General features: G+C 63.3%; 23 protein-coding genes. 8 read left to right on the top strand and 15 right to left on the bottom strand.

What is annotated here, in order from left to right:
- Nucleotides 1-181: 181 nt before the first annotated feature.
- The 10 genes from KHO41_RS11385 to KHO41_RS11340 all read right to left on the bottom strand — a co-directional run bounded on the left by KHO41_RS11385 (nucleotide 182) and on the right by KHO41_RS11340 (nucleotide 9,836).
- Nucleotides 182-673, bottom strand: a complete 492-nt coding sequence (locus tag KHO41_RS11385; RefSeq protein ID WP_211953380.1) for an isochorismatase family protein — start codon at nucleotides 671-673, stop codon at nucleotides 182-184.
- Between the two features lie 64 nt (nucleotides 674-737).
- The gene (locus tag KHO41_RS11380) at nucleotides 738-1,961 is read right to left on the bottom strand and encodes a diaminopropionate ammonia-lyase (protein ID WP_211953379.1); all 1,224 of its coding nucleotides are present in this window, start codon (nucleotides 1,959-1,961) and stop codon (nucleotides 738-740) included.
- Between the two features lie 77 nt (nucleotides 1,962-2,038).
- Entirely contained in the window at nucleotides 2,039-2,683 is a 645-nt protein-coding gene (locus KHO41_RS11375) for a nitroreductase family protein (RefSeq protein ID WP_244873798.1), read from the bottom strand.
- Nucleotides 2,683-3,345, bottom strand: a complete 663-nt coding sequence (gene can / locus KHO41_RS11370) for a carbonate dehydratase (protein WP_211953377.1) — start codon at nucleotides 3,343-3,345, stop codon at nucleotides 2,683-2,685. Before can ends, KHO41_RS11375 begins: the two co-directional genes overlap by 1 nt.
- An 18-nt stretch (nucleotides 3,346-3,363) precedes the next feature.
- On the bottom strand, nucleotides 3,364-5,790 hold the full coding sequence (cofH, locus tag KHO41_RS11365) for a 5-amino-6-(D-ribitylamino)uracil--L-tyrosine 4-hydroxyphenyl transferase CofH (RefSeq protein WP_211953376.1): 2,427 nt from the start codon (nucleotides 5,788-5,790) through the stop codon (nucleotides 3,364-3,366).
- Nucleotide 5,791: 1 nt separating this feature from the next.
- Nucleotides 5,792-6,514, bottom strand: coding sequence for a 2-phospho-L-lactate guanylyltransferase (gene cofC, locus KHO41_RS11360; RefSeq protein ID WP_211953375.1), 723 nt, complete (start codon nucleotides 6,512-6,514; stop codon nucleotides 5,792-5,794).
- Nucleotides 6,511-7,527 carry a 2-phospho-L-lactate transferase gene (cofD, locus tag KHO41_RS11355; RefSeq protein ID WP_211953374.1) on the bottom strand — a complete coding sequence of 339 codons (1,017 nt, stop codon included), beginning with the start codon at nucleotides 7,525-7,527 and terminating at the stop codon, nucleotides 6,511-6,513. The genes cofC and cofD overlap by 4 nt, the downstream gene beginning before the upstream one ends.
- Nucleotides 7,528-7,543: 16 nt before the next feature.
- Entirely contained in the window at nucleotides 7,544-8,311 is a 768-nt protein-coding gene (gene cofE / locus KHO41_RS11350; protein WP_211953373.1) for a coenzyme F420-0:L-glutamate ligase, read from the bottom strand.
- Between the two features lie 11 nt (nucleotides 8,312-8,322).
- Nucleotides 8,323-9,003: an NADPH-dependent F420 reductase gene (gene npdG, locus KHO41_RS11345; RefSeq protein ID WP_211953372.1), complete on the bottom strand. Its 681-nt coding sequence runs from the start codon at nucleotides 9,001-9,003 to the stop codon at nucleotides 8,323-8,325.
- 56 nt (nucleotides 9,004-9,059) lie between these two features.
- Entirely contained in the window at nucleotides 9,060-9,836 is a 777-nt protein-coding gene (locus tag KHO41_RS11340; RefSeq protein ID WP_211953371.1) for a LamB/YcsF family protein, read from the bottom strand.
- Nucleotides 9,837-9,985: 149 nt separating this feature from the next.
- Between KHO41_RS11340 and pxpB the strand changes: the two genes are divergently transcribed.
- From pxpB to KHO41_RS11325, 3 genes are all read left to right on the top strand, one after another.
- Complete coding sequence (gene pxpB / locus KHO41_RS11335) at nucleotides 9,986-10,708, top strand: 5-oxoprolinase subunit PxpB (RefSeq protein ID WP_211953370.1); 723 nt, start codon at nucleotides 9,986-9,988, stop codon at nucleotides 10,706-10,708.
- Nucleotides 10,705-11,754: a 5-oxoprolinase subunit C family protein gene (locus KHO41_RS11330; protein ID WP_211953369.1), complete on the top strand. Its 1,050-nt coding sequence runs from the start codon at nucleotides 10,705-10,707 to the stop codon at nucleotides 11,752-11,754. Before pxpB ends, KHO41_RS11330 begins: the two co-directional genes overlap by 4 nt.
- Before the next feature lie 95 nt (nucleotides 11,755-11,849).
- Nucleotides 11,850-12,635, top strand: coding sequence for a GntR family transcriptional regulator (locus KHO41_RS11325; protein ID WP_211953368.1), 786 nt, complete (start codon nucleotides 11,850-11,852; stop codon nucleotides 12,633-12,635).
- 89 nt (nucleotides 12,636-12,724) lie between these two features.
- Here KHO41_RS11325 and KHO41_RS11320 read toward each other — a convergent pair whose 3' ends face one another.
- The 5 genes from KHO41_RS11320 to KHO41_RS11300 form a co-directional block, all read right to left on the bottom strand.
- Complete coding sequence (locus KHO41_RS11320) at nucleotides 12,725-13,429, bottom strand: ABC transporter ATP-binding protein (RefSeq protein WP_211953367.1); 705 nt, start codon at nucleotides 13,427-13,429, stop codon at nucleotides 12,725-12,727.
- On the bottom strand, nucleotides 13,422-14,216 hold the full coding sequence (locus KHO41_RS11315) for an ABC transporter ATP-binding protein (RefSeq protein ID WP_211953366.1): 795 nt from the start codon (nucleotides 14,214-14,216) through the stop codon (nucleotides 13,422-13,424). Before KHO41_RS11315 ends, KHO41_RS11320 begins: the two co-directional genes overlap by 8 nt.
- Nucleotides 14,217-14,220: 4 nt before the next feature.
- Nucleotides 14,221-15,336, bottom strand: a complete 1,116-nt coding sequence (locus KHO41_RS11310) for a branched-chain amino acid ABC transporter permease (protein ID WP_211953365.1) — start codon at nucleotides 15,334-15,336, stop codon at nucleotides 14,221-14,223.
- Nucleotides 15,333-16,205 (bottom strand): branched-chain amino acid ABC transporter permease, encoded by an 873-nt coding sequence (locus KHO41_RS11305; protein ID WP_211953364.1) that lies wholly within the window; start codon nucleotides 16,203-16,205, stop codon nucleotides 15,333-15,335. Before KHO41_RS11305 ends, KHO41_RS11310 begins: the two co-directional genes overlap by 4 nt.
- A 109-nt stretch (nucleotides 16,206-16,314) precedes the next feature.
- On the bottom strand, nucleotides 16,315-17,475 hold the full coding sequence (locus KHO41_RS11300; RefSeq protein WP_211953363.1) for an ABC transporter substrate-binding protein: 1,161 nt from the start codon (nucleotides 17,473-17,475) through the stop codon (nucleotides 16,315-16,317).
- Between the two features lie 243 nt (nucleotides 17,476-17,718).
- Between KHO41_RS11300 and KHO41_RS11295 the strand changes: the two genes are divergently transcribed.
- The 5 genes from KHO41_RS11295 to KHO41_RS11275 all read left to right on the top strand — a co-directional run bounded on the left by KHO41_RS11295 (nucleotide 17,719) and on the right by KHO41_RS11275 (nucleotide 23,547).
- Nucleotides 17,719-19,215 carry a pyridoxal-phosphate dependent enzyme gene (locus KHO41_RS11295; protein WP_211953362.1) on the top strand — a complete coding sequence of 499 codons (1,497 nt, stop codon included), beginning with the start codon at nucleotides 17,719-17,721 and terminating at the stop codon, nucleotides 19,213-19,215.
- Between the two features lie 41 nt (nucleotides 19,216-19,256).
- Nucleotides 19,257-20,213 carry a CoA transferase subunit A gene (locus tag KHO41_RS11290; protein ID WP_211953361.1) on the top strand — a complete coding sequence of 319 codons (957 nt, stop codon included), beginning with the start codon at nucleotides 19,257-19,259 and terminating at the stop codon, nucleotides 20,211-20,213.
- The gene (locus KHO41_RS11285) at nucleotides 20,206-20,976 is read left to right on the top strand and encodes a CoA-transferase subunit beta (protein WP_211953360.1); all 771 of its coding nucleotides are present in this window, start codon (nucleotides 20,206-20,208) and stop codon (nucleotides 20,974-20,976) included. The genes KHO41_RS11290 and KHO41_RS11285 overlap by 8 nt, the downstream gene beginning before the upstream one ends.
- 51 nt (nucleotides 20,977-21,027) lie before the next feature.
- Entirely contained in the window at nucleotides 21,028-21,987 is a 960-nt protein-coding gene (locus KHO41_RS11280) for an LLM class flavin-dependent oxidoreductase (RefSeq protein WP_211953359.1), read from the top strand.
- A 102-nt stretch (nucleotides 21,988-22,089) separates the two neighbouring features.
- Nucleotides 22,090-23,547 (top strand): acyl-CoA carboxylase subunit beta, encoded by a 1,458-nt coding sequence (locus tag KHO41_RS11275; RefSeq protein WP_211953358.1) that lies wholly within the window; start codon nucleotides 22,090-22,092, stop codon nucleotides 23,545-23,547.
- The last annotated feature ends 15 nt before the right edge of the window (nucleotides 23,548-23,562 follow it).

Raw genomic sequence — 23,562 nt, 5'->3', positions numbered from 1 at the left:
CGGCAACGACGCGCTTTTCTGCCTACTCTTTTGTCGCTCGGACAAAAGAGTAGGTCGCCGGCTACGCCGGCGAAACAGCGGCGCCTGCCAAGAACGCCACCGCCACTCCGCACCAAAGAAATTCCGCTGGCTGCGCCGGCAAAGCAGCGGCGCGTGCCAAGAACGCCACGAGCCGCAAATCCTACTCCCCGTCGAAACGGACGAAACCAGACAGGATGTCTCGCGCAAGCAAGGCATTCCTGAAGTGGTGTCGCCAAAGCGATCTGCCCAGATTGCCGGATTTGTCCAATGAACTCCCAACGGTCAGGTCTTCCACGAGGGTCGGATTCAGGCCGGCATCAAACAGTGCGAATCCGGCTGCAAGCACGCAACACTCGGTCTGCAAGCCACAGACCAGCACCCGGTCGGGACGCATGGCCCTGAGGTGGTCGATGGCTGCCGCTGGCGGCAGGTAGCCGTACTTGACGAAGACGTGATCAGCTTCGACGAGGCTTGGGTCGGCGCTCGACGGGTGCCAGCCGAGTTGGCGCTGAAACGGCGTGATGGCTTCATCGTAGTGTTCCACGATGGCAACCGAGGGCATCGTACATGCCAGCGCCCGGACACCTTCGACGAGCCAATCGGGTGGCGAGAAAGTGCGTTGGACGTCCACAATGAGCAGCACCTGAACCATCGCATCTCCTGGTGTCCTGGTGCGAGCCGGACCGGCATTCCGGTCCGGCATCGATATTGCTGGCCTAACGCGTCATGCTTGCCTGAGCCGCGAGCACGGCATCGGCGGTTTGACCCACTAGCGAGGCATAGACAGCCGGTGCCGTAGCGCCTTCGGTATTGATCAGCAGAACCCTGGATTCCTGATCGAACCCCGTTTGCCGGCGCAACGCCGGATCCGCAAGCAAACGGACAAGTCCGGCCAGACCTGCGGCGCCTGATTCGCCGCTGACGATGGGAGTGTCGCCGTTGACGCCAGCGGCGAGCAAGCGCATGGCCTCCACCGCTTCATCGTCCCTGATCTTCAAGAAGAAGTCGACCGCCGGATGCAGGAACTTCCAGGCCAGAGGCGATGTTTCACCACAAGCCAGCCCGGCCATGACGGAGTCGACCGAGCCGGTCGCCTGGCTAGCCTGTCCGCGCAAGGCGCTTTGATACAGGCAGTCGGCCTGTTCCGGCTCGACCACGATGAACGCCGGTCGCTGTTCGCCAAAGGCTTCGCAGAGGTAGCTGACGATTCCGGCGGCCAGACCGCCGACGCCACCCTGTAGGAAAACATGGGTGTAGGGGCAGGCCTTGGCTTGTCCGGGGACATCTTGCTGTTCAAGGGTCTCGGCGGCGATTACCCCATAGCCCTGCATCACGTCGCGCGGAATTTCCTCGTAACCATCGTAGGACGTGTCCGAGACAACGTACCAGCCGTTCTCGGCAGCAAGCCTGGCGGCTTCGACCACGGACTCGTCGTAATTGCCGGCGATGCGGACAACCTGTGCACCCAGTGCAGCGATGGGGGCTTCCCGCTCTTCGCTGACATTGGCGTGCAGCACGATCACGCAGCGACAGCCGATACTTTGTGCAGCTGCTGCCAGCGACCGCCCGTGATTGCCATCCGTCGCGCTGATTACCGTGAATTCGCGCAGGGCTTCCGCATAGGCGCCCTGGAAGAGCGCCTGCGCATCCCATCCGCGGTCGGGCCATCGCCGCAGAATCAGCCTGACGAGCGCGACAGGGGCGCCAAGCGCCTTGAAGCTGCCAACGGTCGCCCGCGTCGATTCATCCTTGAGGTCGACCCTGCCAACGCCGAGATGCCTGGCCAGGCCATCAAGCCTGCGCAGGGGAGTCGGCCCGGCACAAAGCTCGCGCCAGGCTGACAGCCACTGCCGGCACTCCGCAGCTCTGTCGATGTTCATGATGTTGCGCAGTTCGTCGCTGTAGGGCGCACGGAGCGCGGAGGGATTGCTTGCCAGCATGTATGACCTCAGAGGGTTCGATTGCAGTGGACCTGTATTGCCAGGGAATTCGCGGGCTTTGCGCAGCGGGCCAGGCGCTATCGCTTGCGTGCAACGTCCGACATGGAGCGCCGGATATAGGGCTTGCCAGTGTTGGCCGGATAACCGAGCGTAATGACGCCCTGAGGCCGCCAATCCGCAGGCAGGTGCAGCGCTTCTACGACCGTGTCGGGGCAGAACATCGGGGCACAGAGCCAACATGCTCCGAGACCGGCAGCGCTGGCCGCGAGCAGAAGGTTTTGCCCGGCCATCGCCGTACTCTGCACGGCCATCAGGTACTCGGCCTGGTTGCGGTGCTCGTCCCGGTAGGTGTCCATATCGCTCATCGTCAGGCACACCAGGACCAGGGCCGGCGCACCGGTCAGGCGCGCGTAGGAACGCGCGACGTCCGCATCGATGTCGTCGATGGCATCACCGTCAGCCACGCGGTCGGCACGCAGCTTGCGCCCCATGGCGGTTGCCAGGCTTGCCTTGGCGGCTGCTTCGCGCAGCACGACGAAGCGCCACGGCTGCCGGTTGTGGGCCGACGGTGCGGCGACAGCGGATTCGAGCAAACGGTCGATGAGCGTCTCCGAAACCGGCCTGTCGTGATACCGGCGGATCGATCGGCGCGCCGGCAGCAGCGGGGCGGGTGAGGCGGGCCGGAGGGCTTCCGCCAGGATTTCCGTGAGATCGAGCCCCATCAGCATGCTCCCGTGGCGAAGTGGCGGGCGGCATCCCTGGGGTGCAGGAGACCGGGCTTGTGTTGTCCGTTGATGACCGAAACCTCCAGGTCTCTCAGCAGTCCGTCATGGATACCGTAGATCCAGCCGTGCACCGACAGCTCCTGGCCGCGGGCCCATGCGTCCTGGACTACCGTGCTCTGGCACGCGTTTGCGACTTGCTGGATGACGTTGAGTTCGCACAAGCGCGCATGACGGGCGGCTTCGTCCTGGTGAACCTCCAGGTCCGCGCGGTACTTGTCTGCCAGGTCCTGCAACGGTCGCAGCCAGTTATCGCAGATGCCAAGGCGTTCGCGCGACAGTGCGGCACGCACGCCGCCGCAACCATAGTGGCCACAAACGATGATGTACTTCACCTGCAGGATGTCGACGGCAAACTGCATCGCCGACAGGCAGTTGAGGTCCGCATGCTTGACCATGTTGGCAACGTTTCGATGCACGAAGACCTCGCCGGGGGGCAGGTCAACGATCGTGTTGGCTGGAACCCGGCTGTCCGAGCATCCGATCCAGAAGTAGTCGGGTGCCTGCTGGCGCGATAGCCGCGCAAAGAATGCCGGGTCGCGCGTCTGGATTTCTGTGGCCCAATGCTGGTTGTTCCGGAGAAGCTGTCTCAAGGCGTCCATGGCGGCTTTCCGTCTGCTTCAGGCCACCGCCGCGAGCACTGGCTTGCGCGACACGAGGGAAATGCGGACCGGTTCCGCCGGGGTGGTCACGCACCGGGCGCGCTCGAAGCGTTCTGCGGGCGGGGTACCGTAGAGCGTGTTGCGCAGCCGCGGCGTGCGCCCCATTTCACGGAGCATGCCCTCCATGGATTGCATGGTCATTTCCTGGCCGTGCGACGCACCGGCGGCTCGCGAAATCGTTTCGTTCATCAAGGTGCCGCCCAGATCGTTGGCGCCGGCATCCAGGCATGCCTTGACACCTTCTGGCCCCATCTTTACCCATGACGCCTGGATATTCGGGATCAACGGGTGCAGCGCGAGGCGCGACACGGCGTGCATCAGGACAGCTTCACGGAAGCTCGGGCCGCGCCGGGAGCGCCCCTTGCGATAGATCGGGGACTCCATATGTACGAACGGCAAGGGGACAAACTCGGTGAAGCCGCCCGTTTCCTGTTGCAAGGCGCGCAGCCGCAGCAGATGGCGCGCCCAGTGCTCAAATTTCTCCACGTGGCCGAACATGATGGTCGACGTGCTGCGCAGTCCCAACCCGTGGGCGGTGCGCATGACTTCCATCCACTGCGCGGTCGTGACCTTGTCGTGGCAGATGATCTTCCGGATATCGTCGTCAAGAATTTCGGCGGCGGTGCCTGGCAGCGTGCTGAGGCCGGCTTCCTTGAGTTCGGCAAGGAAATCGCGCAGCGACAAGCCCTTGGTGTGCGCGCCTTGCCAGACTTCGAGTGGCGAGAAGGCGTGGATATGCATGGCAGGTGCCACGGCCTTCACTGCGCGGCAAATCTCCAGGTAAGTGTCACCGGTATAGGCCGGATGGATGCCGCCCTGCATGCAAACCTCGGTGGCACCCCGATCCCACGCTTCCCGCACGCGTCGCTGGATCTCATCGATCGGCAGGTCATACGGCTTTCCGCGCAGATCCTCGCTGCCCTTGCCCTTCGCAAATGCGCAGAACTGGCATCGGTATGTGCAGATGTTGGTGTAGTTGATGTTCCGGTTGACGACATAGCTGACAACGTCGCCATTCATCTTTCGACGCAACGCGTCAGCGGCGGCGCAAACCGCGGAGAATTCCGTCCCTCGGGCCCGGAAGAGCCGAACGATTTCCGCCTCGGCCAGCGTGGTGCCGCTTGCGGCTTTCTCGAGAATGCGCGACAAGTCGGCGCCCACGCCCAAGACTGCCGGCGCAGTGACCTGCGCCAGTTCGGTCGCCGGCGGCGTCTCCTGCGAGCCCGGCGACCAGGCGTCGGTCCTCGGATAGCCGTCGCTGTCCAGCAAATGCAGCAACGGTGTGTGGAAGGTCGGGTCAGTCCAGCGCTGATAGTCGCGTGCGTAGGAGGGGTAGATAGCCAGACGTTCGGTCAGCTCCTTGCCCGCAGCGCGCGTCGCGTGGGCCAGCTTTTCCAGATGTGGCCAGGGCAGTTCCGGGTTGACGTGGTCCGGCGTGACCGGCGATACACCGCCCCAATCGTTGATGCCTGCACCGATCAGCTGTTCCAGGCAGCCGGGGCTGAGATTGGGAGGGGCCTGGATGGTCATCGACGGATCAAAGATCAGGCGGGCCGCGGCGATGGTCCAAAGGTGATCTTCCAGCGAGGGCGCGACATGGTCGGCCATTTTGGTACCGGCTTTGGGACGGAAGTTCTGCACGATGATTTCCTGCAGATGTCCATGCTTGTCGTGAAGCCGACGCAGCTCTAGCAAGGCATCGATGCGCTCGCGACGGGTTTCGCCGATGCCGATCAGGATGCCGGAAGTAAAGGGTACAGCTGCTTCGCCGGCAAGCTCGATGGTCCGCAGCCGAGCAGCGGGTACTTTGTCGGGTGAACCGAAATGGGCGCCCCCACGCTGGCACAGGCGCTCCGAGCTGCTTTCCAGCATGATCCCCTGCGAGACCGAGACGCGGCGCAATGCGGCGATATCGTCCTCGTTCAGAAGGCCCGGGTTGACATGCGGAAGCAGGCCGGTTTCGCGATACACCAGGTCGGCAGCCTCGGCAAGATAGGAAAGCGTGGTGTCATGGCCCATCGCGGTGAGCGCATCCCGCGCTGCCGCGTAGCGCAGCTCCGGCTTGTCGCCAAGCGTGAACAGCGCTTCCTTGCAGCCTGCAGCCGCGCCGGCGCGGGCGATTGCCAGTACCTCGTCCAACAGCAGATAGGGCTTCTGCAGCTTGCTTGGCGCTTGCGCAAAGGTGCAGTAGTGGCAGACGTCGCGGCACAACTGGGTCAGCGGAATGAACACCTTGCGGGAGTAGGTCACCGCGTGGCCGTGGGCGCCATCGCGGCGGGCCGCTGCGGCCTGCATCAGCGCGGGCAGTTCGGCCTCGACCAGGCTGTAGGCTTCGGCCTCGGTAAGCCGGGCGGAGACGGAAAGGAAATTGTGCGACGGCTTCATATCAGCCCCTCGGTAGGGTGGTCAGGGAATCCGCGATGTCGGCGGTGGGCGGGCGCTCTGCCCATTGGGGCAGCCTCTCGGGTACGCCAAACGCATGCAGGCAGGCGTGGGTGAATGTCAGGCCCGGCTGTGCCAACAGCGCGCACAGATCGGCGGGCCGGTCGATATCGAGTCCGATGCGGGGCAGGGTAAGCACCTTCGGTTCGACCCCGGCGCTCCAGGCTGCTTGCCGGTGCCGCCTGAAACTGTCCGTGCCGAACGAAAGGGGGATGACGGTGGGCGGCGAGCAGACCAGGGTATTGGTGCCGCCGTCATCACTGGCTGCCACCAGGGTCACGGATGGTCCGCGGCGATGTGCGCACACGATGGTTTCGATATCCGCGGGCGTGATCAGCGGCACATCCGCCGGTACGATCAGCATGTCATGCACACCGTTTGCAGTCAGATAGCATGCTGCACGTTCAAGGGCAGCCGACAGGCCTCCATCGCTGTCCGGGAGCACTGTGACTCCGGCACGGCTGGCTTGCGCACCGGCGATGCTGTCATTGGTCACCACCAGGATGCCAGCCAGCCACGGACTGGCGGCGAGCGCGTCAAGAACGTCGGTGAACATGGCGCGTGCAAGTGCCGCGCGCTCCGGCGCGGACAGGAACGATGCGAGGCGTTGCTTGGCATGCTCGAATGGTTTGACGGGAACCACGGCCCATGGTCGCAGAGGGTTCACGGCAGGCACTCCTGTAAGGTGCTGCGGTGGCTGGCGCCAAAGGTGCGGGCAAAATGAAGAACCTCGCGCGCGAGGGCTTCCTTGTCGGCCATGCAGTGCATCGTGATGTTCGTCGCCAGCACCGGCAGGTCAATCTCGAACGCTTCGGCAGCATCCTGGGAGTCGACCACGATGGCATCGATCAGATCGCCATAGTGGGAGACGATCGCCGCCGGCGAGACTTCGATGCCCAGTTCGCGCATGATCTTCGCGGTTGGACCCTTGAGTGACTCGCCATGGACGATCGGAGATACCGCGATCACAGGCGCCGTGGTGCGTCGCAGAGCGTCCCGTACGCCGGGGATGGCAAGGATCGGATCGATGCTCAGATACGGATTGGACGGGCACAGTACAACGGCGTCCAGCGCCGGGTCGGCAAGTGCGCTGAGCAATGCCGGATTTGCGCGCGCCTGGTCGGCACCCGCGAAGGAGATACCTTGCACAGCGGGCTTGCACTGTTCCCCGACGAAATAGCGCTGGAAAGGCAGTATGCCGGTGTCGGTGTGAACCATCGTACGAACCGGGTCGTCGGTCACCGGCATGATGGTCGCGTCGACATTGAAGCGTGCCGCGATGTGCGCGGTAACGTGGCTCAAGCTGTTCCCCTGGCGCAGTCGAAGGCTGCGTTCGACGTGCAGGGCAAGGTCGCGGTCGCCGAGCGAGAACCAGCCCTCTCCGCCGAGCCCCTCCAGCGCGCGCATGAAGTTCCAGCTCTCATTGGCGCGGCCCCAGCCGCGCAGCGGATCGCTGATGCCCGCCAGCGCATACACCACGGAGTCCAGGTCTGGGGAGATATGCAGGCCCAGGTGCTCGAAGTCGTCGCCGGTATTCACTGCCACGGTCAGGCGGCCATCGTCGGCGCGGATGACTGTGTCGAGCCCGAGCGCAAGCTTCGCACCACCGACGCCACCCGATAGTGCTACCACGCGGGGCGGCTTCCGCCCGTCAATGCTGGATGAATCTTCGGTTTGCATAGAACCCCTTTCGGTCTCAGCGGAACATGTCAATCTGGCGCGGACGCAGAAGGGCGCGCGCATCGGTGGACGGCGCGTTCCATGCCAGTCCGCGGATATGGATAGCGGGGCGGCCGGCATCGGTTTGCCCCATGACCATCGAGGCCGCCGCGGCGATTTCGTCGGCGAAAGCAATCTCGGTGACCCGCATCTTTCGGCCGAACAGGTCCGCCTCCCCGATCATGTCGATCACCGAGGGCAGCCCGGCAGCGCCGAGCGCGACGCCGACCACGCCGTTTCGCCATGGCCTGCCGAAGCTGTCGTTGATGACGATGCCAAGGTTCACGCCGAACTCGGCATCCAGGCGCGCCTTGATGCGGGCGCAACTCGCATCCGGGTCCTCCGGCAGCAACAGGGCCGATTCACCGTTCTGCGGATGTGGGATATTCGATTGGTCAATGCCAGCATTCGCCATCACGAAGCCGAGTCGATGCTCGACCACGAGTACGCCCGGACGATGGCGTATCACCTCGGTGCTTTCCCGCAGGATCAGCTCGACCATGCGCGGATCCTTCCCGACTTTCTCCGCGAGATCGAGAGCACGTGGCGTTGGGACGATCTCGTCCAGCGAGACATAGCGGCCCTCGGATTTCGAGACGATCTTCTGCGCGAGCACCAGCACATCCTGATCGCGTGGACGGATTCCCGCGCGGCCGATCGCCTCGATGAGCACGCCCGCGAGATCGTCGCCCGGCTCGATCATGGGCACGTCGGGAAGGGCGCTAAGCTGGATGGTGGTGCTCATCGATCTGCTCCTTATGCGCCGGCAGCGATGCCGGTGATCCGGATGCCGGCGCAGTCCACCTTGTAGCGCCGGTTGATGCCGATCAGGACCGAGGTCAGCGCTTCGGCCGCGGCGGAGTTGGCAATGGGGCCGGCGTCGATGCCGCGCATGCCGATCGCTGCGGTGAGGGCGATCACTTCGACGCGAGCCTCGGCGTCGTTTCCGCAAACGAGCACGTCGCACCCGATGTCGCCGCCGTTGTGCAGCTTTGCGGCGCCGACGTTGTGAAAGGCCGATACGACCCGTGCGAGATCGCCCAGCAACTCCTGTGCGATCTGGCCGGCCGAGCCTTGCGCGGGCATCTGGACCTGGGCAACTTTCGGCGGCACCAGGGGTACCACGGCATCGACGATGATCTTGCCGGGAGGGGCATCAATGATCGCCTCGCGGATCTCGCGAAGCGTTGCGTCGTGGTGCGAGAACGGCACGGCAATGACGATCACATCGGCCAGGCGCGCGGCGGTCGCGTTGTCTTCGCCGCGCACGGGAGGCGCTCCGTTGCCCGTCGCGATTTCCAGGGCTGCGGACTTGGCCTTGTCGGCCGTGCGCGATCCGATGATGACCGTGTAGCCGGCTGCGGCCCAGCGCGTGGCAAGGCCCGAGCCCAGCGCACCGGTGCCGCCGATGATGGCGAGGGTTGGTCGTGTTTGCATACCTGACTCCTGCTGAAGGATTTGGTTGGCTTTGGGGAAGATGAGGGGAAGGCGAATCAGCGCAATGCCATCTCGGTGAGGGGGATGACGTTGACGCCAGCGGCTTCCAGCGCCTCGCGGACCGTCCGGGCGAGGGCAATGGCGGTGGGTTCGTCACCGTGGACGCACAAGGTGTCGACCTTTCGCGGGATCCGCTTGCCATTGCGCGAAATGATCTCGCCTTCGACCACCATATGGACGACCTGCCTGGCCGCTTGCGCAGGATCCTTGATGACGGAGCCGGGCACTTTCCGGGAGGTCAGATTGCCGTCGTCTTCGTAGAGCCGGTCGCAGAAGCCTTCGCGCGCCAGGGGAAGGCCAAGCTTCTCGGCTGCGATTTCCATTTCAGATCCCGACAGGGCCACGTAGATCAGCTTGGGGTCGACCGCCTTGATGGCCCGCCCGATGGCCATGGCGTAGTCGGCGTTCTCGGCGGCCATGTTGTTGAGTGCGCCGTGAGGCTTGACGTGTGTGACCTTCTCCCCTGCAAAGGCGGCCATCGCCTGCAGTGCGCCGATCTGGTAGGCGATAAGGTTTTCGAGGTCATCGGCGCGCATGTCGATGCGGCGGCGGCCGAAGCCCCACAGGTCGTTGAAGCCCGGATGCGCGCCAATGCTGACGCCTTCCTCCTTGGCCCGCTGGACCACGCGGCGCATCGTGAGCGGATCGCCCGCATGGAAACCGCAGGCGATGTTCGCCGAGCCGATGATCTTCAGGATGGCGTCGTCGTCGCCGATGTCGTACGCGCCGAAGCCCTCGCCCATGTCCGCGTTCAGGTTGACCGAGATTGCCATTGTTCCTTCCCCTCCTTCGATTCCTGTGATGTCAACAAAAGCCGGCGAGCGGTGGATGTGTCGTCGCCTTCGAACTTAGTATAAGATTCTAAAGATAGAAAGACAAGAAGATAGGTAGCGTGATTCGAGCGTCAACTAAGGAGTCAGGTATGGAGGCGCGTTTTCTGTGCGCGGGTGACACCGCGCTGGTGGTTGAGTTTGGCGATGTGATCGATCGGGCGATGAGCGAGCGGGTACTGCAGCTCGGCGCGCGTGTCCGGGCGGGAGGGCTGGAGGGCGTGGTCGAGGTCATGCCGACATTTCGCTCGCTGATGGTGCACTACGATCCGGTGTCGACGAGCGGCGAGAAGCTGTCTGCACAGCTGCGGGCATTGCTGGATGGCGTAACGACAGAGAAGCAGTCCGTGAAGCTGTGGCGGATACCGGCCTGCTATGAGGAGGCTCATGCGCCCGATCTTGCCGATGTCGCGCAACAGACCGGCATGGACAGGGACGAGGTGGTGAGGCTGCATAGCCGGACGCAGTTCCACGTCTACATGGTCGGCTTTGTGCCGGGCTATCCCTATATGGGAGACCTGCCGCCAGCGCTGGTGTTGCCGCGCCGGGCCAACCCGCGCATCCGGGTGCCCGCGGGCTCGATCGCCATCGCCACGACGATGACGGCCATCTATCCGCTGGAGAGCCCCGGCGGATGGCATCTGATCGGGGCCACGCCGGTGCGCCTGTTCGATGCCGCCAGCGACAGGCCTGCGTTGCTTCAACCCGGCGACAAGGTTCGTTTCGAACCGGTCAGTGCGGCCGAGTTCGATGCCATCCGGGCCGCCAGCGAGGCCGGCGACTATCAGGTTCCGTATGAGGAGGCAGAAGCATGAATACCGAGCGACCCGTTCTGAAAGTGATTCGTCCCGGACTGCACACGACGGTGCAGGATATGGGCCGGCGCGGCTATCTGGACGCCGGCGTGCCGGTGTCGGGCCCACTCGACCGGATTGGCTTTCGCATTGCCAACGCGCTGGTCGGCAACGCACCGGATACGCCGGTGCTGGAGTTGCTGATACAAGGTCCGATGCTGGAAGTGCAGGCCGATTCCGTCCGGCTCGCCCTGGCAGGATGCAATGGGGAGATGGAGATCTGCGGTGCCAGGCGGCGGCGTATTCCCGCCGGGCGCAGCGCGCGGGCCATACGCGGCGAGACCGTGCGAATCGTCAGCCTTGGCGACTCGGCCTGCGGCTATCTTGCCATCGAGGGCGGAATGGTGGTGCAACCGGTGCTCGGTAGCCATTCCACTTACGTCAGGGCCGGTCTTGGCGGTATCGCGGGCCGGGCGCTGGCGCAGGCGGACCTGATCGAGCTGCAGGCGAAAGAGGCGTCATCGCGCAAGGAGCGATCGCTGGAAAAACCGTTTGACATCGGTTTGTCGCAGGCCATCCGCGTCGTATTGGGGCCGCAGGATGACTTCTTTGCCGACGACGCCATCCGGTCGTTCCTGGACACGGAATATCTCGTGTCGGCGCAGTCGGACCGCATGGGCTTCCGGCTGGACGGTCCTGCCATCGCGCACGCCGGCGGCTACAACATCGTCTCCGACGGCATCGTTGCCGGGGCGATCCAGGTGCCGGGCTCCGGCCTCCCGATCGTACTGATGGCGGACGCCCAGACCACCGGCGGCTATCCGAAGATCGCGACCGTTATCTCCGCCGATATCCCGGTATTGGCCAGGCGCAAGCCCGGGAGTATCGTGCGCTTCGCATCCCTGTCGCGCGAGGACGCGGAAGCGGCGCGCCGCGTACAGGAAACGCATGTGCAGGCTTGCGTCGAGCGCATCAGGGAGGTGAGCGACGTCGCGGCCGTCAATCTGGCTGCGCTGGCCGCGGCGAACCTGACCAGTGGCGTGATAGACATGCGCGGGGAACGCTAGGAAGCCCGGCCCGGATGCCGGGCCCTGGTCGCGACCAGGGCCCGAATGCTATTGTTTATATATAATCCTATTATTGCGAAGATAGGAGATCTGTAATGGCTAAGGGTGGCGTGGCGGGTCGTCGCGGCAAGATTCCGGCGTATATCCAGGTGGCTGCAGCGCTGCGGCGCCGAATCGAATCCGGCGACTGGCAACCGCTGCAGCAGATCTCCACGCTGGAAGAGCTGGAGCAGGAATTCCAGGTGGCGCGCGTGACAGTGCGCCAGGCGGTGGACATGCTCGAGAACGAAGGCCTTGTCACGCGACAGCAGGGCAGGGGGACCTTCGTCAATGCGCATGTCAACGACAAGCGTTGGCTGAAGCTGGAGACGACCTGGGATTCCATGGTGGAATCCATCCAGGATAACGTACCCAAGTTCATCAAGGTCCCGAATCCCCCTGCGACGCCGCGCATGGCGGAAGGCGAGGGTACGCTCGCGCCCGAGTACGTATTTTTGCGTAGCGTGCAGTTGAAGGACGGCGTGCCTTACGCAGTCGTCAACCTGCATCTGGCGCGCGACATTTTTGATCGCAAGCCCGACGAGTTCATGAAACGGACGGCGTTGCCTCTGGTTGCCAAGATGCCAGGCCTGGCCATCAAGCACGCTCACCAGACCATGGTCATCGGTACCGCCGACCGGGAAACCGCGGACCTGCTTCGCATCTCGCTGAGCGCTCCGACCGCGGAATGCCGCTGGGTGGTGACGGATGCCAGCGATACCGCCATTTACGTCGCCGATATCACCTACCGCAGCGATTGCATCAAGTTGTCCATTGACCTGCTCGGATCCGAACGCCCGGTGGAGAAGCCTGCTGGCCGCGCGCGCCGCGCGGCTGCCTAGTCTTGCAGTCTTGCGGCTGGGCCAGCTCCAGGGATAACGCACCTGCGCCGCAACAGGGCGGCGCAGGTGTCCGGTTCCCTGTGCGTGGGCTAGCCGCCGAGATAGGCCTTGCGCACGTGAGGGTCATCGATCATGTTCCTGCCGGTTCCGGTGAGCACCATGGAACCTGACTCGAACAGATAGCCGCGGTCGGACATGTCGAGCGCCGCATAGGCGTTCTGTTCCACCATCAGCACGGTCGTACCTTCGTCCCGCACGCGCCGGATGATCTCGAAGGTTCGCTCCACGATGTTGGGCGCCAGGCCAAGAGATGGCTCGTCGAACAACACCAGCTTGGGCCGCGACATCAGCGCCCGCGCAATGGCCAGCATCTGCTGCTCGCCGCCCGAAAGCGTGCCTGCCATCTGGTGCCGGCGCTCCGCCAGCTTGGGGAAATTCTCGAACATGCGTCCCATGTCGGCTGTGATGCCAGCGCGGTCGCGACGCCGGTAGCAGCCCATCTCCAGGTTCTCCTGGATGGTCATCTGGGGGAACACCCGGCGTCCTTCCGGGCAGTGCGCGATGCCCATCGAAAGAATCTTCTGGGCCGATGCCCGCGTAATGTCGACGCCTTCAAAGCGAATCCGTCCACTGACCGGTGGCAGCAATCCCGAGATGGCCTTCAGCGTGGAAGTCTTGCCGGCGCCGTTGGCGCCGACCAGGGTCACCAGCTCCGACTTCCTGACGCTCAGGGATACGCCCTTGATGGCATCCACCTTGCCATAGCGGCAGACGATGTTCTCGATCTCAAGCATGCTTGACTCCCTGTCCCAGGTAAGCCTGAATGACTTCCGGATTGTTCCGGATCTCTTCAGGCGTGCCATCTGCGATGATGCGGCCGTAGTTGAGCACGACGATCCGGTCCGATACGCCCATGACCAGGGGCATATCGTGCTCGACCAGGAGTACGGTGATGCCACGCGCCTTGATCTTGTCGAGCAACTGCATGAAATCCGCGGTTTCGGACGGGTTCATGCCGGACGCCGGTTCGTCCAGCAGCAGGAGTGTGGGGTCGGCTGCAAGCGCGACCGCGACGCCAAGCAGCCGCTGTTCGCCGTAGGCCAGTGCGCCACCCAGCTCATTGGCCCGATGTGCGATGCCCACAAAGTCCAGGATCTCCCATACGGCGTCGCGCAGTCGTTTTTCTTCCTTGCGCACGGATGGCAGGCCGAGCATTGTTGCCCACGCCGTGGCGCTGCCATGGCGGTGCAGGCCGGTCAGCACGTTCTCGAAGACCGTGTTGGTCAGGAAAAGGCTGGTCTTCTGGAAGGTGCGGACCAGGCCGACCCCTGCGACCTCGTGCGGCTTCAGCTGGTGTAGCGCGGCGCCGCCAAAATGCACCTGGCCCTTGGTGGGGCGCAGGAAGCCGGTGATCACATTGAATGCCGTCGTCTTGCCCGCGCCGTTCGGCCCGATCAGGCTGACGACTTCCCCTCTGCGCACGCAGAAGCTCATGTCGGAGATGGCGACCAGTCCGCCAAAGTGGACCGCGACATGTTCGACCGAAAGTAGCGCCGCGTTGTCTGATTGTGGCTGCGTCATATCGTCACTTCCTGGAAACGGCATTGCCGGAGTTCTTGGAGTCGCGTGCCTTGGCGAATGCATCCGTGCCGACGTGAGCCGCCGACGCGCGTGTGGCCAGGAAGGGCGCCGGCGCAACATACCGGGCTTGCTTGCCCGTTCTGCGCTGCCACCAGTCGTGTACCGCGGGCACGATGCCGCGAGGCAGGAAGAACACGATCAGCACGATGAAGATGCCATAGACGATCCACTGAACCTCCGGACCGGCTACCGTGCGCAGGCCGACTGGCAGCAGGCCGAAGATGATGCCGCCGACGATGGGCCCAGCCAGCGTCCCCTTGCCACCCGTCACGACCATGATCACCATCGTCACCGTGTAAATGAACAGGAAGATGTCCGGATCGATGATGCGGATGTAGTGCGCGTAGAGCGCGCCGGCGGCCCCGGCGAGCGCGGCCGACATTACGGCGGCGAACGTCAAGTATCGGGTGACATCGATGCCGACCGACGTGGCAAGCGACTCATTCTCGCGCAGTGCGATCATGGCGCGTCCCATGCGCGACCGGACAATGCGGCGGATCAGGTAGTAGGCCACCAGTGCCAGCGCAAGGACCAGGTAGTAGTTGGGCGCCTTCTGCCACATGACGATCTCGCTGACGCCGGGGATATCGATGCGCATCGGCGGAATATTGTTGAGCGCAAGCGGACCCTGGGTCAGGTCCACCCAGTTCAGCGCGACCAGTCGCACCACCTCGGCAAAGCTGACCGTCACGATGACAAAGTAGGCGCCACGGATCTTGAACGACAGCTTGCCGATCAGATACCCGCATAGCCCTGCCAGCGCGGTGCCGATCAGGATGCCGGCGACGGGATGCCACGGTTCATGCACGATCCGGACATCACCGAACAACGGCACGTCAAAGCCCAGCGTGGTGAGGGCGCTGGCGTAGGCGCCGATGCCGAAGAACGCGACATGCCCGAGACTCAGTTGGCCCGTGAAGCCCAGCAGCAAGTTCAGGCTCATGGCGCCAATCGTGAAGATGCCGGTGGTGATCAGTACATGCAGAAAGTACTGGTCATGAAGCCACAGCGGCACGCTCAGCAGGGCGCCGATAACGAAATAAGCTGATAGGTTTTTCATCCGATTCTCTCCCCACGCACGAACAGCCCGGTGGGTTTGAACATCAGCACCAGGATAATGATCACGAAGCCCATGGCATCTCGGTAGCCGGAAGAGATGTAGCCGGCGCCGAGTTCTTCGGCGATGGCGAGAATGAACCCGCCAATGGCTGCACCCTGGATGCTGCCGAGGCCGCCAAGGATGACGATGGCGAACGCTTTCAGCGAGGCAGGGTTGCCCATTGTCGGCGTCACGACGAACACCGGCCCGAGCAGGGCGCCCGCCGCTGCCGCCAGACCGGAGCCCAGCGCGAACGTGGCCGTGTAGATGCTGTTCGTGCTGATGCCCATCAGCGACGCGGTGTCCCGATCCTGGAACGTTGCCCGCATCGCCTTGCCGAGCCGGGTCTTGTGGATCAGCAAATACGTGGCAAGGATCAGGAGCGCAGCGGCGCACAGCACAAAGACACGCAGCCACGAAACCGAGACCGGACCGATCTCCATCGGCTCAGGGGAGAACGGCGATGGCACGGCCTTGCTTACCCCGCCCCAGATCAGCAGCTCGAGATTCTGCATGGCGATCCAGCAACCGATCATCACGATCATGGTGGAATCGATATCCGCATCACGCATGCGGCGAAGGAGTACCCGCTCGATGCAGCCGCCGAGAATCAGGCCGAGGATGATGGCCGCCGCAAGCCCGACAAAGAAGTTCCATTGCAGTGCGGAGATGAAGAAGTACGCCATGAAGCCGCCAAAGGCATACAACTCTCCATGCGTGAAGTTGACCACTTTCATGATCCCTAGGATCAGGGTCAGGCCGATGCCAAGAAGGGCGTAGGTCCCTCCGAGGATCAGCGCATTTGCCAGGTGCTGAAGTATGAAGTCCACGAGCTATCTCACTGGTGTGGGGACGAAATCTGTCACGCCGCGCAGCCCGATGGGTACGCGGCGATAGGCAGTCAACCCTGACTGCCGGTTTCGTGTTGATGCGTGGTGATCAGTGGGTGATCTGGGCGAGCTTGCCGCCCTCGATCTTGACGACGTAGGTTGCCGGAAGGCTCTGGCCGCTCTCTTTCCCCGTGGGGCCGACCTTCTGGAATTTGATATTGCCGGTCAGTCCGGTCAGCTGGATCTTCCACAGCGCCTCCCGGATCTTTTCAGGATCCGCGGCTCCCGCTGTAGCGACCGCAGCGGCAATGGTGCGCACGCCATCGTAGCCGCGCACACCTTCGGTCAGGCCGTTCGGGTCCAGGCCGCGCTTCTTCCATTCGGCAATAAAGCTCTTTGCCGTGGCGGGATCGGGCGCATTGTCGGGGAACCACGGCATGAACATGACGTCATGCATCGTGCCGTTTGCCGCCGTGCCCGCCTGGCTGATGAGCTGATCCGGGTTCTGGGAGCCGCCCAGCGTAATGATCTGCCGCTTGATCCCGAGCGCCTGCGCTTGCTTGAGGATCAGGGTCAGTTGCTCGACAGCCGTCGTGATAAAGAGCGTATCGCTGTCTGTTGCCTTGATGGACGACAGCTGCGAGCTCATGTCTTGCGCGGCGGCGTCAATGGTTTGCGTCAGTCCGATCGCCACGCCTTTCTGCTTGAGCATGGCATGGAAGGCATCGGCGGAACCCCGGCCCCAGTCATTGTTGACGACCAGGAAATCGGCTTTGCGGATCTTCAGCGGGGCAACATGCTGCGCAAAACTCTGAGCCTCCATGGCGTTGGTCGGACTGATGCGGAAGACGTAGGGGTTGCCAGCCGTCGTGATTTTGTCCGCACTCGATGTTTCCACGAGCATCGGCACCTTGTACTCCATCAGCTTTGGCATGACCGCAAGCGTGTACGTGGAACTCCACGCGCCCAGCAGCACCGGAACCTTGTCGCGGACGATCAGTTTCTCCGCTGCTGCCGCGGCCTCGGTCGGGTTGCTCTTGTTGTCTTCGATCAGCAACTCGATCTTTGCACCGTTGATGCCCCCCTTGGCATTGATTTCGTCCGCGGCGATCTTCGCACCGTTGGTCACGAAATTGCCGGACGCCGCTACCACGCCGGTAAGAGGCTGATTCACCCCGATCCGTACGACGCCGCCGGATTGCCCATAGGACCAGCCAGCGACCTGCAACGCGGCTGCAGCAAGGGCGAGCTTCTTCCACTTCTGCTTCATGTCTTCCTCCTTCGTGTTGAGTGCCTCTGAGTTTCACTATCAGACTAATAATAGGACAACCTATTTTCAATACCTTTTTGACCGCCTCATGGAAATCACTGAGGCGAACCGAAATTTCTTGCTTTCCCTGTAACGTGTTGTTAAGGTACCAACAATAGTAAGACAGGATGTAAGGATGACAGCCTGTCTGGCCGGGAAACATGCAGCAGTCGGCCATTCGTCACGCAGAACATGAGGAGAGCCATGGGCAATCTGGCCTTTGCCGCTGAGATCACCGATTCGGGCACGCTGGAAAGGGCAGTTGCCCATCTGCGCGAGGCAGGGGTGTGCCTGCCTACGCTGAGCCAGCTCGCCAATCCGTCGTCCATCCCCGAAAGCGCGAAAGCGTCACTGGCAAAGGTCGGCTCCGACGAGGTGCACCCGGCTAACCTGTGGCGCGTGCATTGGTATAACGACGACGCTCGGCGCGATGTGGCTCCGGTTCCGCGCCACATCGAATTGCCGGAGGCGATCACGGGCGTCAAGGCAAGGATCGTGGTGGCCCTCGGCGACCGCTTTCCGATGATCCGGGCGCACAAGGTGCTGGCAGCGTATGGCTGCCTGGTCCAGCGGCTGGTGACTGGCCGGTTTGATCCGCGCAATCATCGGGCTGTGTGGCCGTCCACCGGCAACTATTGCCGCGGCGGCGTAGCCATCTCCCGGATCATTGGTTGCCGGGGAGTTGCCGTACTGCCCGAAGGCATGAGCCGGGAGCGCTTTGACTGGCTCGAGCGATGGGTGACCGATGCGTCGGACATTGTCAGGACACCGGGCACCGAAAGCAACGTCAAAGAGATCTACGACGAATGCGCGGTGCAGGCGCGCGAGCACAACACCGTGGTGCTGAACCAGTTCTCGGAGTTCGGCAATTACCTTGCTCACTACCGCTGCACCGGCGAGGCCATGAGCCGCATCTACACGAGCCTGGAAGCGGCATCGCCGGGGCTGCGCCTGGCGGCATTCGTTTCGGCAACGGGCTCCGCCGGCACCCTGGCGGCCGGAGACCTGCTCAAGAGTCGGCACGGTGCGCGCATCGCCGCGGTGGAAGCGCTGGAGTGCCCCACGATGCTGTCGAACGGCTATGGCGAGCACAACATCCAGGGCATTGGCGACAAGCATATCCCCCTGATTCACAACGTGATGAACACGGACGTCGTAATCGGGGTGTCGGATGAAGGCAGCGATTCGCTGAACCTGCTCTTCAACTCGGCAACGGGCGCGTCCTATCTGCACGAGCGCCACAAGGTGGATCCGGATTTGCTAGAGGCACTGACTGGCGTTGGCATCTCGGGTTGGGCCAATGTCATCGGCGCCATCAAGCTGGCCAAACACTATCGGCTGGGAGCCAACGACGTGGTCCTCACCGTGGCGACGGACAGTGCTGCCATGTACGGCAGCGAGCGTGAGCGCTACGTTCGGCGCATTCACCCGAATGGATTCGATGTCCTGCGTGCCGCCGAAACCTTCGGGCGCAGCCTGCAAGGCATAGCGCCGGATCATCTGCTTGAACTCACGCATGCGGACCGCTCGCGCATCTTCAATCTTGGCTACTACACATGGGTAGAACAGCAGGGCGTCCCGCTTGATGCATTCGAAAGCAGGCGCGATCCGTCCTTCTGGACCGCGCTGCAAGCGTCTGCCAACGCGTGGGACCAGCTGATCGACAGGTTCAACGAGCGCACCGGAGTGGTGTCGAAGTAGAAGCGCCCACCCTGGAACTGGGCGAATAATCAGGAGGCTATATGGAAGGGACCCCCTATCTGGAGTTGCGCACACGGCTTGCGGAACGCGACCGTAGCTTGCGCGAGAAGGTCATGTCGCTGTCGGACGCGGCGAAGCTGGTCAACGACGGAGATACCGTTGGCATCGGCGGCAGTACGCTGTCGCGCACGCCAATGGCGATGATCTGGGAGCTGGTGCGTGCACGCAAGAAGAACCTGTCGGTGTCGCGCAGCATTGTGTCGAGCGAGGGCGACCTGCTGTTCGCCTCGGGCATCTGCAACCACATCATGACCAGCTGGTTCAGCCAGGGCATTGTGTGGGGGGTGTCGAAGGTCATGCGGCACCACGTCGAGAATGGGCTGGCACGCTATGAAGAGTGGAGCCACATGGGCATGGGCATGCGTTATCGCGCCGGCGCCATGGGCGTGCCGTTCCTGCCGATGCGCTCCATGCTCGGCTCGGATGTCGCGGCGCATCGCCCGGAAGCGCGGAAGATCGATTGCCCGTTCACGGGCGAGCCGGTCCTGCTGGTGCCGGCGCTGAATCCCAAAGTGGCTATCATCCATGTGCAGCGCTGCGATGCCTACGGCAACGCCCAGCTCGACGGCCTGCAGTTCATGGATCTGGATCTCGCCATGGCTGCGGACAGCGTCATCCTGACCACCGAGCGGATTGTCTCCAACGACCAGATCCGCCGCGCTCCGGACCAGACCAAGATTCCCTTCTTCACGGTGGATGCCGTGGTGGAAGTGCCATTCGGGTGCGCGCCGCACGAATGCACCGGCATCTACGAGCCGCTGTTCAAGCATATGGACGGCTACACGTCGCTCGTCAACGACGACCCGGTCGGCGGCATGAAGCAGTACATCGATCGCTATGTGATGGCGCCCGAGAACTGGAACGAATACCTGAGCTTGCTCGGCCTGGACGAACTCATCGATGCCGGCCGCCGCGGAAGGAGCCTCTCCAATGACTGATACCACCAACTTCACCGCCGGCGAGCTGCTGACCGTCATGAGCTCGCGGCTGCTGCGCGATGGACAAATCGTCTTTGCCGGCGTGGGCGTCCCGCTGCTGTCCGCGACGCTGGCGCAGCGCCTGCGCTGCCCGGGCCTGACGATCCTGTTCGAGGGCGGCGTAATCGGGCCCATGATCGAGCCGGGCGCGCTGCCGCCGTCGACCAACGAACAACGTTGCACCAAGCGGGCAAACATGGTGCTCAGTGCCACCGACGTGTTGCTGCTGCTGCAGCGAGGCTATGTCGACGTCGGCTTCATGGGCGGTGCACAAATCGACCGCTTCGGCAACCTCAATTCGTCCTATATCGGCGATCCGGCCAGGCCGAAGACACGCCTGCCGGGCACTGGCGGCGGCAACGACATCTCGAGCCTGACGCAGATGATCGTGGCGATGAAACACGAGCGCCGGCGCTTTGTCGACAAGGTCGACTTCATCACGAGTCCCGGCTTCCTGCAGGGCGAAACGAGCCGCCATGACAAGGGCCTGCTGGCCGGCGGCATGTACCGCGTCGTGACCGACCTCGGGCTGTTCGGCTTCGCGCCGGACACGAAGGCGATGAAGGTTATCGCCCTGCACCCGGGCGTGACCATCGAGCAGGTACAGGACAACACCGGCTTCCATGTGTCGCACGACCAGACCATCGGCGTGACCGAACCGCCGACCGCACGCGAGCTTGGCGTGGTGCGCGAACTCGATCCGGAAAAACTCTATACCGCCTGAACCGCGGTGGACTCTACCAATCCGTACACGAACATTTAGGGAGTTAGTCAGATGGCTGGCCTGCATAGAACCTTCGGCATCGCTGCGCGCAATTTCACCGCCTATCCGGAAATCCCGGATGCCGCGGCACTGGTGGACTACGGTGTGCGCATGGAAGAACTGGGTTTCGATTCACTCTGGGTGTGGGATCACATCCTGCTGGGGGTGGAGCCGAACTTTCCGATCATCGATTCGCTGACGCTGCTCACGGCGATTGCCGCACGCACTTCGCGCATCAAGCTGTCCACCGGCATCCTGGTGTTGCCGTTGCGCAATCCGGTCGTGCTGGCGAAGCAGCTGTCGAGCATGGACCAGATCTCCCGCGGCCGCATGCTGCCGGCGATGGCGGCTGGCTGGTACAAGCGCGAGTTCGACGCAGTGGGCGTGCCGTACGAGCAGCGCGGCAAGATCATGGACGACAACCTCGAGATCATGAAGCGCCTCTGGACGGAGGATGTCGTCAGCGGAGAGTGGACCAATCACAAGATCCCGGCCGGCGTCATGTTCCCGAAGCCGCACCAGGCGCCGTTCCCGCTGCTGATCGGCGGTTATGCCGATCGCGTGCTCAAGCGCGCCGCAGTCGATGGTGACGGTTGGCTGACCTACTTCTACAAGCCCGAGGCCTTCGTGGAGTCGTGGACCAAGGTGCGCGCGTATGCCGAGGAAGCTGGCAAGGATCCAGACACGCTGATGAACGGCAACCAGTTGCCGATCATGATCGGCGAGTCGCGTGCCGCTGTCGAAGAGAAGATGATGAGCTGGCTCAATGTCGATTTCGACATCGCCCAGGGAAGCAAGTCGACCATGGACAGCGCCATCATGGGCAATGTCGAGGAATGCGTGGAGCAGCTCAAGGAACATCTGCGGGCCGGCGTACAGAAGCTCATCTTCGTGCCTTACAAGTACGAGATGAGCCAGATCGAGATCATCGCCAGGGAGATCCTCCCGCGTCTGCGCGAGTTCAAGGACTGATCGGGCGGATTGATCCGACAAATCCCGGCTCCGCCATGGGAGCCATTGTGGCCGCGCAGGTCGCGTGCCGCTGCCAGCGTGGCCACAAACCAGGAACGGTCAATGAATCGGATTCGAGAGCGCTTCATGCCACAAGCCGGCGAAGCCGCGGCAGGCATGGAAGAAGAGGCGGTTGACGAACAGCATGCGCGCGGAAGGCTGACTGCGCGCGAGCGCGTGGACATCCTGTTTGATGCGGGATCGTTTGTCGAACTTGGCGCTGACCAGTCATGTCAGGCGGAGTCGGCATCGCGGGCTGGCGGCGATGGCGTTGTGACCGGCTACGGCACCGTAGATGGCCGTCTCGTCTTCGCGTATGCGAAAGACATGACAGTACTCCGCGGCACCATGGCTGGCGAGCATGGCCGCAAGATTGTCGCCGTCCAGCAGCTTGCGCTGGATAGCGGGGCGCCGATCGTCGCGCTGCACGATTCGCACGGTACACGTCTTGACGAAGCCGATGTGGCCTATGCCGCGTTTGGCCGGCAGTATCGCCAGGCCGCAAAGGCCAAGGGTGTCATCCCGCAGGTCGCCGTTGTCCTCGGTGCCTGTATCGGGGCCGATGCGCTGCTTGCCGCCACCGCGGACTTCATCTTCATGGCCGGGGCGGATAGCACCATCCTGATGGGGGACCCCGACACGACGCGAATGGTGACGGGCGAATCGCTCTCATCGGCCGAACTGGGTGGTGCGGAAGTTCACGAGACGACGACCGGGCTGGCGCATGCCGTCTTCGACAACGACATCATTGCGCTCCGGCAGGCCAGGCGCCTGTTGAGCTTCCTGCCTGCACCAACGACGGGAAGAACCCAGGGCTGGCGCAGCTTCGATGATCCGCAGCGAGTCGAGCCGTCACTGGATTTCCTGATTCCTGCGGATACCACGCTGCCGTTCGATGTGAAGGAGGTCGTGGGCAAGGTGGTCGACGAAGGCGACTTCTTCGAACTCCAGCCGGAGTTTGCAGGCAACGCCGTGGTTGGATTCGGGCGTATCGACGGGCAGACGGTTGGCGTGGTGGCAAATCAGCCCTCCGTGCTGGCTGGCGTGCTCAATGCCGCAGCCGCGGCGAAGATTGCGCGCTTTGTTGGTCAATGCGATGCCTTGGGATTCCCGGTACTGACCTTCGTCGATGCTGCCGGCTTCGTCCCGGGCATGAGCGAAGAACATGCAGGGGTAGTGGGCCACGCTGCCAGTCTCCTGTGCGCCTATGCGCGTGCGAAGGTCCCGCTGATTACCGTGATTCTTCGAAAATCCTATGGCGCCGCCGGCCTGGCGCTGGGCTCTCGCCTGGTCTGCGCGGATATCACTTTTGGCTGGCCGCAGGCAAGCATCGGCCTGATGGCGCCGCGCGATACGACTGCAATCGGAGCGCGCGTCACCGCCTCCCGCGATGGGCTGACGGGTGGTGGGATCGACGCCATCATAGCGCCCGCACAGACACGCGCGTACATCGCCCGGGCCCTTTCCCTTGGCGGCAAGACAGTGGGGGATAGCCCCCGTGTCGGTCGCCTTCCTTCTTAACCCGATAACAGGCGA

It is taken from the genome of Cupriavidus numazuensis, assembly GCF_905397435.1.
GTDB lineage: Bacteria > Pseudomonadota > Gammaproteobacteria > Burkholderiales > Burkholderiaceae > Cupriavidus > Cupriavidus numazuensis.
The sequence above is the reverse complement of the archived record's forward strand: the minus strand, read 5'-3'. Positions and strand labels throughout refer to the sequence as shown.

Excerpts from the sequence above, each read along its gene's own strand:
- KHO41_RS11385 (WP_211953380.1), bottom strand. The coding sequence starts at position 673 with ATGGTTCAGGTGCTGCTCATTGTGGACGTCCAACGCACTTTCTCGCCA.
- KHO41_RS11380 (WP_211953379.1), bottom strand. The coding sequence starts at position 1,961 with ATGCTGGCAAGCAATCCCTCCGCGCTCCGTGCGCCCTACAGCGACGAA.
- KHO41_RS11375 (WP_244873798.1), bottom strand. The coding sequence starts at position 2,683 with ATGGGGCTCGATCTCACGGAAATCCTGGCGGAAGCCCTCCGGCCCGCC.
- can (WP_211953377.1), bottom strand. The coding sequence starts at position 3,345 with ATGGACGCCTTGAGACAGCTTCTCCGGAACAACCAGCATTGGGCCACA.
- cofH (WP_211953376.1), bottom strand. The coding sequence starts at position 5,790 with ATGAAGCCGTCGCACAATTTCCTTTCCGTCTCCGCCCGGCTTACCGAG.
- cofD (WP_211953374.1), bottom strand. The coding sequence starts at position 7,527 with ATGCAAACCGAAGATTCATCCAGCATTGACGGGCGGAAGCCGCCCCGC.
- cofE (WP_211953373.1), bottom strand. The coding sequence starts at position 8,311 with ATGAGCACCACCATCCAGCTTAGCGCCCTTCCCGACGTGCCCATGATC.
- npdG (WP_211953372.1), bottom strand. The coding sequence starts at position 9,003 with ATGCAAACACGACCAACCCTCGCCATCATCGGCGGCACCGGTGCGCTG.
- KHO41_RS11340 (WP_211953371.1), bottom strand. The coding sequence starts at position 9,836 with ATGGCAATCTCGGTCAACCTGAACGCGGACATGGGCGAGGGCTTCGGC.
- pxpB (WP_211953370.1), top strand. The coding sequence starts at position 9,986 with ATGGAGGCGCGTTTTCTGTGCGCGGGTGACACCGCGCTGGTGGTTGAG.
- KHO41_RS11330 (WP_211953369.1), top strand. The coding sequence starts at position 10,705 with ATGAATACCGAGCGACCCGTTCTGAAAGTGATTCGTCCCGGACTGCAC.
- KHO41_RS11325 (WP_211953368.1), top strand. The coding sequence starts at position 11,850 with ATGGCTAAGGGTGGCGTGGCGGGTCGTCGCGGCAAGATTCCGGCGTAT.
- KHO41_RS11320 (WP_211953367.1), bottom strand. The coding sequence starts at position 13,429 with ATGCTTGAGATCGAGAACATCGTCTGCCGCTATGGCAAGGTGGATGCC.
- KHO41_RS11315 (WP_211953366.1), bottom strand. The coding sequence starts at position 14,216 with ATGACGCAGCCACAATCAGACAACGCGGCGCTACTTTCGGTCGAACAT.
- KHO41_RS11310 (WP_211953365.1), bottom strand. The coding sequence starts at position 15,336 with ATGAAAAACCTATCAGCTTATTTCGTTATCGGCGCCCTGCTGAGCGTG.
- KHO41_RS11300 (WP_211953363.1), bottom strand. The coding sequence starts at position 17,475 with ATGAAGCAGAAGTGGAAGAAGCTCGCCCTTGCTGCAGCCGCGTTGCAG.
- KHO41_RS11295 (WP_211953362.1), top strand. The coding sequence starts at position 17,719 with ATGGGCAATCTGGCCTTTGCCGCTGAGATCACCGATTCGGGCACGCTG.
- KHO41_RS11290 (WP_211953361.1), top strand. The coding sequence starts at position 19,257 with ATGGAAGGGACCCCCTATCTGGAGTTGCGCACACGGCTTGCGGAACGC.
- KHO41_RS11285 (WP_211953360.1), top strand. The coding sequence starts at position 20,206 with ATGACTGATACCACCAACTTCACCGCCGGCGAGCTGCTGACCGTCATG.
- KHO41_RS11280 (WP_211953359.1), top strand. The coding sequence starts at position 21,028 with ATGGCTGGCCTGCATAGAACCTTCGGCATCGCTGCGCGCAATTTCACC.
- KHO41_RS11275 (WP_211953358.1), top strand. The coding sequence starts at position 22,090 with ATGAATCGGATTCGAGAGCGCTTCATGCCACAAGCCGGCGAAGCCGCG.